The sequence below is a fragment of the Solwaraspora sp. WMMA2080 genome, from assembly GCF_027497395.1.
In the GTDB taxonomy this organism is placed as follows: domain Bacteria; phylum Actinomycetota; class Actinomycetes; order Mycobacteriales; family Micromonosporaceae; genus Micromonospora_E.
The window spans coordinates 3,282,486-3,296,512 of sequence record NZ_CP114910.1 but is presented as its reverse complement, the minus strand read 5'-3'; the positions used below and the strand labels follow the sequence as shown (position 1 = coordinate 3,296,512).

Here is a 14,027-nt window from a genome sequence, read left to right as displayed (position 1 = left end):
CGCGACCCCCTGGCCCGGGGGTCGCGCGGCCGGTGAGGATCTCACCTGTCAGGTGTCGTCAGCTCACCGTCACCGCCGAGCTGGCGGTCACTGCCACCGCACCGCCGGTCAGCTGGTGGGTGAAGGTGAACTCGCCGGGTCGGCGGGTGCGTACGTGCAGCTCCCAGGTCAGGTCGGTGCCGGCGGTCAGCGCCACCTCCGGCGAGATGGTGCCGACCAGGGCGCCGTCCTGCACGGACATCGGGATCCGGACCCAGGCCCCGTCGACCCGCAGCTGCACCGCGACGTCGCGGGCGAGCAGGTCACCGTCGGGGTGGGTGACCGTCAGCGTCGACTCGGCGGTGCCCTGGTCGACCCCGCTCGGGTTGACCACCCGGACCTCGGGATGGAACCAGCCGTCGACCTCGGCGCTCTGCGGGTAGGTCGAGGTGATCGTCGCCGCCTCGGCCAGCACGAGGGACGACTCGGCGTCGACCAGCCCGCTGTACCAGCCGGTGTCCAGCTCCAGTTGGAGCTGGTACCGGCCGGGCTGCGGGTCGGCGACCTCGAACCCGTACGGCTGGGCCGCCCAGTCGAGGTAGCCGGCCCGGATCTCGGCGCCGGTCGGGTCGGACAGCCGCAGCACCGGCCGGGCCTCGTTGGGCGCCAACGCCCGTACCGCCGGCACGACGTCCTCCAGGCGGGTCACCGCCGGCAGGTCGACGAACGGCCGTACGTCGGTGGCGCGCACCGTCGCGAACGGGTGACCGTGCGCATCGGTCACCGACCAGTCCACCTCGACCGAACCGGGTTCCGGTGTCGAAGCGGCCAGCTCGACCTGCGCCGCGCCGCCGAAGCCGAACGTGGCGTCGAACGGGTCGATCCAGTCCATCTCCGGCAGGATCTCGCTGACCAGCCACCAGTCGCGTTCCAACCGGGGCAGCTGGTGCACGGTGACCGCCTGGTAGCTGTCCAGCGTCGCGACAAGCGGTCCGGGCCCGAACGAGTACGCCCACGGCGCGGTGCCGGCCGGGCGCAGGTAGACGGTCGCCTCATGGCCGCTGCCGACCAGGTCGGCGGCGAGGTCCACCCGGGCCGACAGATCCTGGGCCGCCTCGGCCCCGGCCGGCCCACCGGCCAGCACCCGGGGCGCGAACAGCACCTCGTCGTCGTCGAACACCGTGATCACCTTGTGCAGTAGGTACGACGTACCATCGTCGGTCGCGGCCTTGCGCACCACCAGGGTGTACCGGTCGACGGCGGCCGGCGTCTCGAAGGTGAGGGTGCCGGCGTCGTCGGTGGCACCGACCGGGATCACCGCGCCGTCGTGGACCAGCTCGACCGCGGCGCCGGCCAGCGGGCCGGGTTCGGCGTCCGGAGCATCGACCGTACGTGCGGTGAGGCTCACCCGGGGCGGACGCACCCGGAACGACCCGGTCAGGTACTCGAGCGTCACGGCATAGTTGCCCAGCTCGGCCCGCTGCACCGTCCAGCTGACCGTCTGGTTCACGCCGGAGCCGACGTTGACCGTGGTGGTCGCCGCCGACTCACCGTCGACCCGCAGCACCGCCTGGTACGGACCGGCCGCCGCGCCGATGTTCTTCACCTGGGCGGTGACCCGTACCGGTTCGTTGCTCTTCACCACCTCCGGGTCGACCGTCAACCCGTGCACGGCGAAGTACGGCTGCCCTTCCTCGGCCGGGCGGGCCGCCCAGTCGATCGCGTCGAGGAACACCTGGGTGGCCTGCTCGGTCCAGTCGACCGGGCCACGGGTCACCGACACACCGTGGGTGGACAGCAGCACGTGCCGGTTGGTGGCCCGCTGGTCGACGCCGATGCCGCCGCCGTAGATCCCGGTGGTGTCGCTGCGGCCCAGGTCGGCGAGGGTCTGCCGGCCGTCGCCGGAGTAGTCGCCGAACCAGGCGATCCACTTGGCCTGGGTGCTGTCGTCCAGCGGAATCCGGTCACCGACGGCGTACCCGTCGAGGATCGGGTGTTCGGCGGTCACCTCGTAGTACGACTCGGCCACACCGGTGCCGCCGGTGTTGGAACCGGTCGAGACGGGCTGCCCGGTGTGCTGGGACAGCTGCCGGATGCCGTTGCCGGTGCTGTAGGCGTGGTCGGTGAAGATCACCCCGGTGCCGGCGGCGTCGGTGGCGTCCAGGAACGCCTGGAAGGTCGCCTCGTCGTAGTCGCTGCTCACCCCGTAGCCGAGTACCACGACCGGATGGTCGGCGGCGGCCACCAGCTCGTCCCAGTCGTAGATCACCGTCTCGATGCCGCGTGGGGCGAAGATCTCGTCGGCGTACGTGTCGACGTAGCTGCCGACCAGGGCGACCGTCTGTGGCGGTGGACTGAGCGTGAAGTCGGCGGTGACCGCGCCGCCTTCCGGAATGGTCACCTCGATGGCCGGGGAGACATCGAAGCGGGGATGGTCGGCCGTGATCCGGTAGCTCCCGGCCGGCAGTTCGAGCCGGTAGCTACCGTCGGTGCCGGTGACCACCGGGCTGCCGACCGGCGCGCCGTCGGCGGAGACCGTGACCGTCACCCCGGGTACGCCGTGACCGCTCTCGTCGAACGTCGCGGCGCCGGTGACCACCCCGATTGGCAGCGGCACCATCGCCAGGTCGACGGTGGTGAACGACTCTTCGACCACGACGACGTCGGCGACGCTGGCGGTCTCGTGACCGAACGCGGTGGCGGTCAGCGTGTAGCTGCCCGGTGCCAGCCGCAGGGTGAAGCTGCCGTCGTCCCCGGTACGCACCGAGGCCCCGCCCGGCGTGACGGTGACGGTGGCGTCGGCGACCGGGGCGCCGGTGCCGTCGGTGGTGACCCGTCCGGTCACGCCACTGTCGAGCGCCACCTGCACGGCGGCGGCGTACGCGTCGATCCGGCCGTGGCCGTAGCGGGTGTCGGGTGCCACGTCGGCGTACCGGTCGTCCCAGAACGCGGTGTCGATCAGCGCGGTACGGGTCGCGTCGACGCTGAGCTCCGGTGCGCCCTGCAGCAGCAGCGCGGCGACCGCGCTGGTGTGCGGGGTGGCCATCGAGGTGCCGCTGGCGTAGCCGTATCCGCCACCCGGCCTGGCCGACCACACCTCGTCGCCCGGGGCGGACAGGTCCGGGGTGACCCAGCTGTCCGGCCAGTCCGCGGGCGGGCTGGCCCAGCTGGACTTGTTGACCACGTTGCCGCAGGAGAAGTCGGCGACGTTGTCGTCGATGTCGGTGGCGCCGACGCCGACGGCCTCGTAGACGTTGCCGGGGCTGGACGAGCCGACGCCGCAGCTGCCGAAGATGTCCTCGTTGCCGATGGCGAACGACGGGAATGCGCCGGCGGCGACGATCGCCCGGGTCGGGGCGACCATCTCCGTCGCGTAGATCGCCGCGCCGAGCGACATGCTGACCACGTCGGCCGGGCGGCCCGCCGGGGTGCCGGCCGAGTCGGTCGGTGCGACCGCCCACTGCATGCCGGCGGCGACCTGCGCGAAGGAGCCGTTTCCGCCGGGGATCACCAGGCCGTGTGCCATCTCGGCACCGGGCGCGCCGCCGATTGTCACGCCGGACGCCGCACCACCGTGGATAGTGCCGGAGACGTGCGTACCATGGGTGGACGAGTCGTGCGGCTCGGAGGCCACCAGACCGCCGGCGGAGCTGAACTCCATCCAGCCACCCGGATAGGTCGGGTCGGTCGGGTCGTCGGTGGCCATCTTGCCGACCAGGTCGGGGTGGTCGATGGCGACCCCGGTGTCCAGGGTGACCACCCGGACGCCGGCGCCGTCCAGACCGAGCTCGGTCCAGACCTTTTCGACGCCGATGCGGTCCATGCCCCAGGTGATCCGGTCGTCGATGATCGACGCGGCCGGGTCGGCGGCGGCGGTCATCTCGGTCTCCGGCACGCTCAGGGTGAAGTTCGGCAGCACCCGTTGCACGCCGGGCAGGCTCGCCAGCGCCGACAGCCGGGAAGCGTCGGCGGTGAACTCGACGAGCAGCATGTTGGTGATCCAGAAGCGGTTGACCACCCGTACGTCGCCGGCGGTCTCGGCCCGCTCCTCCAGCGCCGTCTCGACCTCGGCCTGGATCTCCTCGGAGTGGGCGCGCAGCTGGTCGACGGCGGTGTCCGGGTTGGTCGGATAGCGCTGCGGGTTGGGCAGCATCAGCAGCGCCTGGACCCGGTCGCCGGTCGATTCGGCGACTGTGGCCTGTAGTTCCTCGGCGACTGCGGCGGTGCCGGCACCGGGGGCGTCGGCACCGCCGTCGGTGGGCGCGGCCGAGACGGGCAGTGGTACGCCGAGTAGCCCGCCGGCCAGCACGGCACCAGCGGTGACGGCCAGCAGGCGGCGTGCCCGGGGCAATAGTCGTGGTAGGGAGGGCTTGCGTCCTGACATCGATCGTCTCCTGGATCGCAGGGCCGGGATCAACCGGTTGGCATCGAAGATCGCTGAACGCCAATGGCGAACATGTTGATGTCGATGACTCCCCGCCGTCAACCCCTCACGATCCGGAACGGGGTCTACCATCCAGACGCGTCAGGTGGCGGTCAGCACCTCGTAGAGGTCGGGTCGACAGTTCAGCGCGGCCTCCCGAAGTGCGGCGACCCGGGCCAACTGTTCGTCCGCCGGCAGCGACCGCAACGTGGCCAGCGCCCCCTCGACCATGCCCTGTACGGGATTCCAGAACTCGTCCGGTGCCGCGTCCCGGCCCGCCAGCCAGAGGCCGGCCGCCGCCCGGGCCGCCTGGATCGGCTCCCAGCCCTCGACGTCGTCGAGAGCGGCGCCGCACGCGACGGTCCCGGCGCCGTCGAGGATCTCGGCTTCGAGCGTGGGCAGCCCGGTGGCGATCGTCCCGTCGCCGTAGATGAGCAGATGGAAATTGGCCGTCTTCCGGCGCTCCGAGATCGTGGCGCCGTGCGGGCCGACCTGCTGCACGACGGCAGTTGGCGGGTCGGGCAGCCTGGCCAGCAGAGCCAACGCCCGCCGGGCCGGCCCGACCAGCTCCGGCAGGGCCGAGGCGTCGACCCGGCTGACGCAGACCCGGGGTGTCCCGTCGGCACAGACCAGTTCGGTGGCGCGCAGGTCGGGGTGCGCAGCCTCATTGACCGGTGGCAGCACGATCAGGGCGACGAGCAGCCCGGCGACGCCCGGCAGCACGGCGAGCAGCCGCGACCGGCCAGCGGCGGCGGCGTACAACGCCCACCCGGTCGCCGCCAGGGCGACGTACCACACCATCATGCCCGCGACGGCTCGGTCGTCGATCGTGGAGTAACGGTCAACCGGCCCGAGGGATGCCGGGCTGAGCAGCAACGCCCGGTTGTCGCCGCTGTTGGCGAGCAACTGCAGCGCGATGACGGCGGCGAGCGCACCCACGGCGAGCAGCGGGGCGGTCAGCCGGGACGGCAGCAGCCGACCCAGGCCGAGGCCGAGCAGACCGGCCGCCGCGACGCTCGCCGCGCCGAGCAGCACCGGCCAGACCCAGCCGGCCGGCTGATGGTCTGCGGTCAGCACCGCGAGGGCCAGCACCTCGAGCACTCCGCAGGTGAATCCGCCAGCGAGGCAGCCGACGAGCGCGACCGCCCGGGGCGCCACCCGGGTCAGGCCTGGTCGGGCACTCGTCGCGATCAGCTCGGTCATCCTGCTGGCGTGCTCCCGGCGCCCGTGCCAGGCGCCGACCGAGAGCGCGAGCGGCCAGATCAGTTCCAGCGTGTTGTGATGGGCCAGCACCCCCGCCATCCAGTACCCGTCCCAGCGTTCCCCGTCGACGGCCAACGAGGCCGCCGCGAACGCCAGCCCGACACCGAACCACACCACCGCGGTACGGCGCAGTTCCACGAAGAGAATCCGACCCGTCACGTCGTCGCACCGTTCCTGTCGTCGTTCCTGTTGTCGTTCACAACCGGCAAGACGGACCGGGTAACGGGCCCGGCTTTGGGTGTCGGTGTGAGCTGGATCTCACCTCTGTCGACCGGCTGGCCTGACTGGCGGACGGCCCAGCACATCGGATGGCGGCGGGTGTGGTGGCAGGCGATCGACGGTGGGCGTGGTGGCAGGATGGGCGGCGTGCCGACCGTGCAGCCGTCCGCCCTGCATCCCGAACATCCTGCCCTGCATCCCGACTATCCGGTCCGCACCGAGCGGCTGCTGCTGCGTCCGCTGACCGGCGACGACGTCGAGGCGCTGTTCGCCTACCGCAGCCTGCCGACCGTCTGTCGGTACGTGCCGTTCGAGCCGATGACCCGCGACGTCATCGTCCAGCGGCTCGCCGCCCAGTGGGCGAACACCGGCCTCAGCGACGAAGGTCAGGCCCTCACCCTCGGTGTCGAGGTGGCAGCGACCGGCCGGCTGGTCGGGGACGTCGTGCTCTTCTGGCGCAGCCGGTTCCATCGCGGCGGCGAGATCGGGTACGTCGTACACCCGGACGCCGCCGGCCGGGGCTACGCCACCGAGGCGGCACGGGCGCTGCTCGGTCTCGGCTTCGACCAACTCGGCCTGCACCGGATCGTGGCCCGGGTCGACGAGCGCAACGAGGCGTCGGCCCGGCTGGCCCGACGCCTCGGGATGCGTCAGGAGGCCCGGCTGGTGCGCAACGAACTGTTCAAAGGCGAATGGAGTACGGAACTCGACTTCGCGATGCTCGCCGACGAGTGGGCGGCGTACCGTGACGGTCGGACGCCGGCCCTACCGTGACGACGGTCGGACCCCGGACCCGGCCGGGAGGAGACAGTGATGTGGGATCCGGCCGCCTACCTGCGCTTCGCTGATCAACGCTCCCGCCCGTTCGTCGACCTGCTGGCCAGGGTCGCCGCCGCCGACCCGGCAGTGGTCGTCGACCTCGGTTGCGGGCCGGGCACCCTCACCGTCCACCTTGCGGACCGCTGGCCGGAAGCCGTCGTGACCGGGATCGACTCGTCGACCGAGATGATCACCGCTGCTCGGGCGCTCGGGTCACCGGTCCGGTTCGACGTCGGCGACGTGGCCGACTGGGAACCCGGCCCGGACGTCGACGTGGTGATCTGCAACGCCGTACTGCAATGGGTGCCCGGTCACCCCGCCCTGCTCGACCGGTGGGCGGCCCGGCTGCGACCCGGTGCGGTGCTGGCCTTCCAGGTGCCGGGAAACTTCGACGCACCGTCGCACCAGGCGATCCGTACGGTCGCGGCGGATCCGTCCTGGCGGGGGCGGCTGCCGGACATCCGCGGCGGCGACGCGGTGCTCGACCCGGCCGGCTACGCGACCCGACTGCTGCGGGCCGGCTGTACGGTCGACGCCTGGGAGACCACGTACCTGCATCTGCTGCCGGCCGGGGACGCCGATCCGGCGGCGCATCCGGTGCTGGCCTGGGTCGAGGGGACCGCCGCCCGGCCGGTCCGGGCCGCCCTCGACGACGCGGGGTGGGCCGCGTTCCGTCGACGGCTCGGCGAGGAGTTGACCGACCGGTACCCGGCCCGGGACGGGCTGGTCGCGTTCCCGTTCCGACGGGTGTTCGTGGTGGCGACGAAGCCGGCTGGCTAACCTGTGGGTGTGCGCAGTGCGGTGCGGTACGGGTACCCCGATGGCTGACGCCGACGACGTCCGCCGGCTGGCGTCGGCTCTGCCGCAGGTCGTCGAGATCGACAGCGACGGCTTCGACTTCCGGGTCGCAGGCAAGGGCTTCGTCTGGTCCTATCCGGAGCGTCGGCCCGGCAAGCCCCGGGTGATCCGGACCGACGTCGCCGTGCTGTACGTCGGCGACGAGGCGGAGAAGCAGGCGTTGCTGCTCGGCGAGCCCAACCTGTTCTTCACCACACCCGGCTACGACGGACTGCCGCTGGTGATGCTCCGGCTGGCGCGGGTCGACGTCGACCGGCTCGCCGAGCTGGTCACCGACGCCTGGCGGATGCGTGCCCCGGACGGGGTGGACCTGCCGTCGGGGTGCTGAAGGTGCGGCCGGATCGGCGTCCGACGCTCGACGATTCTTACCGGCAGGTAGCAGGACAAGGCGACAGCTGCGCCCGAGGTCGCGCTCCGGGCGACCGCTTCACTGCATCACGGTGGCCGGCGGGTGCGTCGGTGAGGTCGGGCAGGCGAAGACGTGCAGGGAGTAACCCCGACCGATCAGTACGTCAACCGGGTTGCCGTCCGGATCGTCGGCGGACCGCCAGCGGGCGCTGCCATTTTGTTCGCCGGAGCTCGCGGTGAGCAGCAACGTCATTGCCGCCCCACACTCGGTGCAGTCGACCGGGTGCCAGTCGGAAAGTGACCAGTTGGCGAAACCGCCGACCTTCCAGCCCGGTGCGAGCGACAAGTCGGCCTGATAACTGTGCCCGGACTGCTTTTCCCAGGCGTACAGCCGCTTCTTGAGATTCTCCGGAAGTAGTCCGACGTACTGGTACTCGCGGACCTGTTCCGGACGCACCAGGCACGGCGTCGGCAGGTAGTTCTCGTTGACCACCACCGGCTCCGGCGCAGTTGCCAGCTGTTCGCCGAGCTCGGCGGTCCGCCGCCAGCGGAGCTCCACCCACGGGCTGTACCCGTTGTCGGGATGGTCCAACGGGCACCACAGCACCTGCAGCAGGTCCGGGGTCAGCAGCCGGTCGACGTAGTGCTCCCGGCCGGTGCAGTGCGGCCAGGACTCGTCGGCCGGCCAGCGCAGCGGACCGCCGATCGAGCTGTCGAGCGGGCCCGGCCGCCCGGGGCGGGGGTGCAGCCGGGTGGCGGTGGCCGCGTACTCCCTCAGCTCGGGAAACAGCTGCTCGATGTCCACCGGCGGTGGGCCGGCCGCAGGGTCCGACGGTCGCGCCAACTCGTCCTCCAGTCGCTGGTTGCGCGGGATGCTGTCGGTCGCGTGGATGCCGCGCGGGTCAGGCCACCCTACCGGCGGTGCCGGCGGCCCGGCCCGTCGCCCGGATCGGGCCAGTACGCCGCAGTGCCGGACGGTGAATGGCGCGTTTCCGATCGCGGTGTGACAGATTTCTTCACGTAGCGAGCAGGAACAGGATTGTGCCCTGCGGTCGCGGTCGCGGTCGCGGTCGCGAATAAGAATGATTCGTCATGTTTGCTTCTGCGGCTCCGCCGGACTGTCTCAATATCGACATAAAGCTATCGATCTTGTGGTTCCTCGACTCTTATTCGAGAAGCTGCGGCAACCGGCCGCAAATGTAGACGGAGGAATCATGTACGTGAGGAAGAGAGCGCTCGCCGGCACCGTCGCGGCGGCAGCCGTCGCGCTGACCATGCTCGGCGCCAGCGCGGCGCATGCCGCGCCGGACGGCAGCAAGGCGACCACGGGCTCGGCTGTCACCCGGCTCGACGACCGGCTGGCCCCGGACCGCACCGGCCGCGCCACGGTCGCCGCGTCGGCCGCCGCGTCGGCGATGTTGGAGACGATTCAACGCCGGATCGCCGACTACGTCGCCACCCACGGCACCAAGTACACGTTCGGCAGCTACCTCGACGCCACCACCGGCAAGATCGTCGTCGACACCGACGCGCCCGCCGACCTGGTGGCCGCGCTGATCAAGCCGGCCGGCACCTCGGCGGCACACCTGCGGGCGGCCAGCGAACTGCAGGTGAGCCGGTCCACCATCAGCGACTTCTGGCATCGCCGTGACGACATCCAGCCGTACTGGGGCGGTGGCGGCATCACCCAGACCGCGGGGGCGGCCTGGTGCTCGGCCGGGTACGCGGTGCGCAACGGTGCCGGCACCCGCTTCTCGGTCACCGCCGGACACTGCTTCGCCAACGGCATCAACGTGCTCACCGAGTCGGGTGCCAACGCGTACGGTGTGGTGTCGAACCGGCGGCTGCCCACGGTGAGCGGCCACGCCCAGGACATGGAGCTGGTCGGCGGCCGCTCCTACTCGGGTCGGATCTTCACCGGCGGAGTGACCAGCACCTCCAGCGCCCCGGTGGTGGCGGCCGGCACCGCGTACGTCGGCTTCTCCGACTACTGCCACAGCGGCCGCACCACCGGCGAGCACTGCGGACACACCGCGACCAGCATCACCGGCCAGGTGTGCACCTCGACCGGCTGCAAGTCGCCGGTCATCGTCTTCAACGGCGGCACCCAGCCGGCAGGCGGCGACTCGGGCAGCCCGTTCTACGTGAAGGACACCTCGGGTGGTGCCTGGATCAGGGGCAACGTGATCGCCGGCAACGGTGTCACCAGCTATGCGGAGCGCTACATCGACGTCGCGGCCGCGTACGGCGTCAGCATCGTCACCGGCTGAGCTCCAGCTGCCGGCAGATAGTCCAGCCGGCGTTAACCTGCCGGCTGGAACCCGCACCGACGAGCGGAGGGCCGGGGACCATCCAGCGGTCCCCGGCCCGGTCCGTACCCCGGTCGGCGTCGCGACCCGTACCTCAGGTCCTGCGTACCTCAGGTGACCCGGATCGGCCACGGGCCACCGAAGGACACCAGCCGGTCCGTGCCGCCGTGCGGGACGATCACCACCCGCGCGTACAGCTCGTAGGCGCCGGTCGGAACCGGTCCGCCGGCCGGTTCGCAGGAAACCAGCGGTACGTCGCCGGGCAGCTGCTCGACGTCGCCGGCCGCCAGATCCCACTGGACACCGATCAGGTCCTGCGCCGCCGGCACCGCCGCCACCCTGCCCTGCCGGACCAGGAAAACCTCGGCCCGCGGGCCGACCACGCCACGGATGGCGCGTCGACTGGTCACCTCGACGGTGCCGGTGACGGCACGGTCGGTGCCGGACGCCGTCGACGGGAACCGCCCATCGACGGTCAGTACGTCGTCACCCGGCGTCTCGAACGGTTGCCCGCAGCCGAGCGGGTCGGTGCCGGTGGTCGGAGCAGGATTGATGGTCGCCCGCTCCTCGGGAACCGGTCCGGAGCTGGCCGGCCCGACCGGACCGACAGTGTCATCCGGGCCGGGCGAGCTACCTGCGCCGGGGCCCGCGCAGCCAGCGGCGGCGAGCGCCACGACGAGCGGGACGAGAGCGAGCCTTCCGGTGTACCTCCGATGGTGCTGCATGGCCACCTCCTTGGGTGAGGGGCGTCGGATCGGACAGCGATTGGACGCGTACGCAGCGAATTCGGTTCCCTGGCCAGCGGCCGTAGCCCAGTGGCCGTAGCCCAGCGGCCGCGTAGCCTCCCGGCGGTCAGGGAGCTCCCGACAGTGCGCCGACGATCCCGAAGCCGCCGCAGCACAGCACCCCGATCACGACGAGCGCGACCAACGCGATCAGGTAGTTCGACCACATCCCGAACTTCGTCACGTCGGTGCCGTACCCGTCGTGGACGCGGTTGCGCCAGCCGCCGAACCGGAACGACAACGGATGCGCCGCGCCGGGGTGCGCGACGACCGTCGTGGTGATCACCGGCACGCCCATGAAGTCGGTGTACCGGACGTCGTGCTGCCCGGCCGGCACCGCCACGTGCCAGGTGCCCTCGTGGGGGATCGGGACGTCGCGGCCGTCGACCTTGAACCTGCCCGCCGCCGTCGCCGGTACCAGGTACGGTCCCCGGTTGACCGAAACGACCAGCACCGCGCAGCCCAGCGGCGGCGCGATCGGCTGCGGGTAGGCGACCAGGAGGGACACGGCACCGGGCATCGGCGGGTAGCCGGGGTGGTGAGGGGGGTACGACATGGCCACATCCTGGCATGCGCTGTTGTATCGATGCGTCACTGTGAGCGCAGAGCGGTCACCGGTGCGAAGGTGGGTCGGCGCCAATGGTCCGTGCAGCCGAAGAAGTGATGTCGGGGTGGGTGGCGTTCGGGTGGGTCGTCGCGATCGCCGCCGGTGGGGGCCTCGTGGTGTTGGGGCTGATCTGGCCGCTCGTACGTGGCGAGCAGTCGCGCGACGCCCAGCTTGTCCAGCAGTTGCGGGCCGATCTGCTACCGGAGGCCGCCCGGACCGGATGGGTCGAGTCGGAGCCCGCGCCGGAGCTGACCCGGTGGGGCCTCGGCACGGTCGTGCCGGACGAGAAACGCTGCTGTTTGCTCGCCAGCCAGCAGGCGGGCCATCAAGCAGCCCTGATCTGGTGCGTGCACGATGACAACGACGGGACGTTGCGCTACACGGTGCTGCTGGTCGGCCCGGCCGTCCCGGTACCGGCCATGGAGATCCGCCGCCGGTTCAAGATTTTCTCGTTGCTTCGGCCAGGGCCGACCGGTCAGGAGACCGACGAGGACGCTCGGTTCGCTCAGACCTTCAAGATCGTGTCGCACGCCGATCCCGACGCTCTCCGTCGGCTGTCGACCGGCCCGGTGCGTCGCGCCCTGCATCGACTGCACGAGCTGGGCGGGCTGGACCATGAGCCAATCCGGCTGGACGGCCGGGCGATGCGCGTCGTCCTGTACGGCTGGCCACGGCTACCGGCGATCAGCGAACGACTGACCGCCACCATCGAACTCGCCGCCGCGCTGTCGACGACGGGGACCGACGACCCGGCACCGGCAGGTGCCTGACCGGCGGACGACCGAGTCAACGGAGCGGTGCCCGTGGAGATCATCGTCTTTGCCGTCCTCGCGGCCAGCGTGGTGACGCTGATGGTGTCCTTCTATCTGGGCGACCGGATACTGAGGCTGCGCAGGCTGGCGGAGCTCGTCTCCAGTACACCGCGGCTGGCCGCCGAGGACGGCGGGTCGGCGGTGGCGGCGGTGGAGCGGGTGGCCGTGGTCGGACGTACGGTTGCCGGGTCCGACGGGCTGGTGCAGGCACCGCTGCCGGGCATCGACTGTGTCTGGTACCGGGTCGTCGTCGCCCGGCAGGACATCATCGGTTCCAACGAGGGCGTCGGCTCGTTCGAGCTGTACACCACGTCGGGTGGGACCGAGCCGATTCCGGGCAGATCCGCGAGCACGTGGCTCGGGCGATCGAGCTGCCCCGGCGACTCTGGCTGCCGCTGCCGCTGCCGCTGCTGCTCCTCGGGACGGTCCTGTTCGTCGTCGGCTGCTGCCTGGTGAGTGCTTAGACCGGCCAGGTCAGCGCCGTCCTGAACTCCCTATCCTTCCTTGTACTGTTGTTGCATAGGGAAGTTTGAGGTAGCTTGGCGCCATGGTTCTCCTGACGTATGTCGGTCTCCGTCAGCGAGGTCGGTGATGACTTCGATCTACCGGTCCGAGGATGCGCGCCGCGCGGTCGAGCAGCGGTACCGGGCGCTTCTGCGGCGCTGGCCGGTGCCGGCGACGGAGTCGACGGTGCCCACCCGGCACGGCGACACGTTCGCGATCGTCTGCGGTCCCCGGGACGCCCCGCCGGTTTTCCTGCTGCACGGCGGCAGCTTCAACTCGGCGGCGTGGACCGGCGACGTCGCGGTCTGGGCACAGACCCACCGGGTGTACGCCGTCGACGTCATCGGCGAACCCGGGTTCAGCGCACCGTCGCGGCCTTCGCTCACCTCCGGCTGCTACGCCGATTGGCTCGACGACGTGCTGGCCGCGTTCGACATCGGTCGGGCGGCGTTCGTCGGCGCCTCGCTGGGCGGGTGGCTGGCGCTCGACTACGCGCAGCGCCGGCCGGAGCGGATCACCCGGCTCGCGTTGCTCGTTCCGGGCGGCATCGGCCGCCAGAAGGACGGCGCGGTCATCGGGTCGCTCTTCCTCCTGCCGTTCGGGGCGTGGGGTCGGCGTGCTGCTGTCCGACTCGTGCTCGGCCCGCCCCCGGCGGCGTCCGACGTCACGGGGATGCCCGAATCGGCCGAGCTGGCAGCCTTCCTGCTGCTCATCCAGCGGAGCTACCGGCGACGACGCGACCGGCTACCGGTCTTCAGCGACGACCGACTGCGCCGACTCACCGTGCCGTTGCTGGTCGTCGCCGGCGCCAAGGACCGGCTGCTGGACTCCCGGCAGACCGCCCGCCGGGTGCGACGACTGCTGCCGCAAGCGACCGTCGTCCTGCTGCCCGACACCGGGCACATCCCCGTCGGGTACACCGGGTCCGTGCAACGGTTCCTGGCCGGTGAGGATGCACGTGTCCCGGGCGGCGGTCACCGTAGCAGCAGAGTCCGCTGACCGCGACGATGGCCAGTAGCACCCCGCTGCGGCCGGGCTGCGGCGGCCGGTAGGGCTCAGCAGGTAGGCCGAGTTGGGTTTCGGGGTCATGGCCCGGTGCAG

12 protein-coding genes are annotated in these 14,027 nt (G+C 71.4%); 7 read left to right on the top strand and 5 right to left on the bottom strand.

All coding sequences use genetic code 11. The features are described from left to right. Positions 1-58 precede the first annotated feature (58 nt). Positions 59-4,363: a S8 family serine peptidase gene (locus O7543_RS14925; protein WP_281553262.1), complete on the bottom strand. Its 4,305-nt coding sequence runs from the start codon at positions 4,361-4,363 to the stop codon at positions 59-61. Between the two features lie 141 nt (positions 4,364-4,504). Then, on the bottom strand, positions 4,505-5,824 hold the full coding sequence (locus tag O7543_RS14920; protein ID WP_281553263.1) for a hypothetical protein: 1,320 nt from the start codon (positions 5,822-5,824) through the stop codon (positions 4,505-4,507). Positions 5,825-6,031: 207 nt separating this feature from the next. Between O7543_RS14920 and O7543_RS14915 the strand changes: the two genes are divergently transcribed. The 3 genes from O7543_RS14915 to O7543_RS14905 are packed head-to-tail and all read left to right on the top strand — an operon-like array spanning position 6,032 to position 7,889. Next, complete coding sequence (locus O7543_RS14915; RefSeq protein ID WP_281553264.1) at positions 6,032-6,658, top strand: GNAT family N-acetyltransferase; 627 nt, start codon at positions 6,032-6,034, stop codon at positions 6,656-6,658. A gap of 39 nt (positions 6,659-6,697) precedes the next feature. After that, entirely contained in the window at positions 6,698-7,483 is a 786-nt protein-coding gene (locus tag O7543_RS14910; protein WP_281553265.1) for a trans-aconitate 2-methyltransferase, read from the top strand. A gap of 40 nt (positions 7,484-7,523) precedes the next feature. Then, the gene (locus O7543_RS14905) at positions 7,524-7,889 is read left to right on the top strand and encodes a hypothetical protein (protein WP_281553266.1); all 366 of its coding nucleotides are present in this window, start codon (positions 7,524-7,526) and stop codon (positions 7,887-7,889) included. A 99-nt stretch (positions 7,890-7,988) separates the two neighbouring features. Here O7543_RS14905 and O7543_RS14900 read toward each other — a convergent pair whose 3' ends face one another. Beyond that, positions 7,989-8,753, bottom strand: coding sequence for a hypothetical protein (locus tag O7543_RS14900; protein ID WP_281553267.1), 765 nt, complete (start codon positions 8,751-8,753; stop codon positions 7,989-7,991). Between the two features lie 370 nt (positions 8,754-9,123). On the opposite strand from O7543_RS14900, the gene O7543_RS14895 reads away from it, so the two are divergent. Next, positions 9,124-10,179: a hypothetical protein gene (locus tag O7543_RS14895; RefSeq protein WP_281553268.1), complete on the top strand. Its 1,056-nt coding sequence runs from the start codon at positions 9,124-9,126 to the stop codon at positions 10,177-10,179. 149 nt (positions 10,180-10,328) lie between these two features. On the opposite strand, the gene O7543_RS14890 is transcribed toward O7543_RS14895, so the two are convergent. Then, on the bottom strand, positions 10,329-10,943 hold the full coding sequence (locus O7543_RS14890; RefSeq protein ID WP_281553269.1) for a hypothetical protein: 615 nt from the start codon (positions 10,941-10,943) through the stop codon (positions 10,329-10,331). A 127-nt stretch (positions 10,944-11,070) separates the two neighbouring features. Then, entirely contained in the window at positions 11,071-11,559 is a 489-nt protein-coding gene (locus O7543_RS14885; protein WP_281553270.1) for a hypothetical protein, read from the bottom strand. Positions 11,560-11,642: 83 nt separating this feature from the next. Here O7543_RS14885 and O7543_RS14880 point away from each other — a divergent pair, with 83 nt between their 5' ends. The 3 genes from O7543_RS14880 to O7543_RS14870 all read left to right on the top strand — a co-directional run bounded on the left by O7543_RS14880 (position 11,643) and on the right by O7543_RS14870 (position 13,925). Continuing rightward, on the top strand, positions 11,643-12,380 hold the full coding sequence (locus tag O7543_RS14880; RefSeq protein ID WP_281553271.1) for a hypothetical protein: 738 nt from the start codon (positions 11,643-11,645) through the stop codon (positions 12,378-12,380). A 33-nt stretch (positions 12,381-12,413) separates the two neighbouring features. Then, positions 12,414-12,878, top strand: a complete 465-nt coding sequence (locus tag O7543_RS14875; RefSeq protein ID WP_281553272.1) for a hypothetical protein — start codon at positions 12,414-12,416, stop codon at positions 12,876-12,878. 135 nt (positions 12,879-13,013) lie between these two features. Next, positions 13,014-13,925 carry an alpha/beta hydrolase gene (locus O7543_RS14870; RefSeq protein WP_281553273.1) on the top strand — a complete coding sequence of 304 codons (912 nt, stop codon included), beginning with the start codon at positions 13,014-13,016 and terminating at the stop codon, positions 13,923-13,925. Positions 13,926-14,027: the final 102 nt, after the last annotated feature.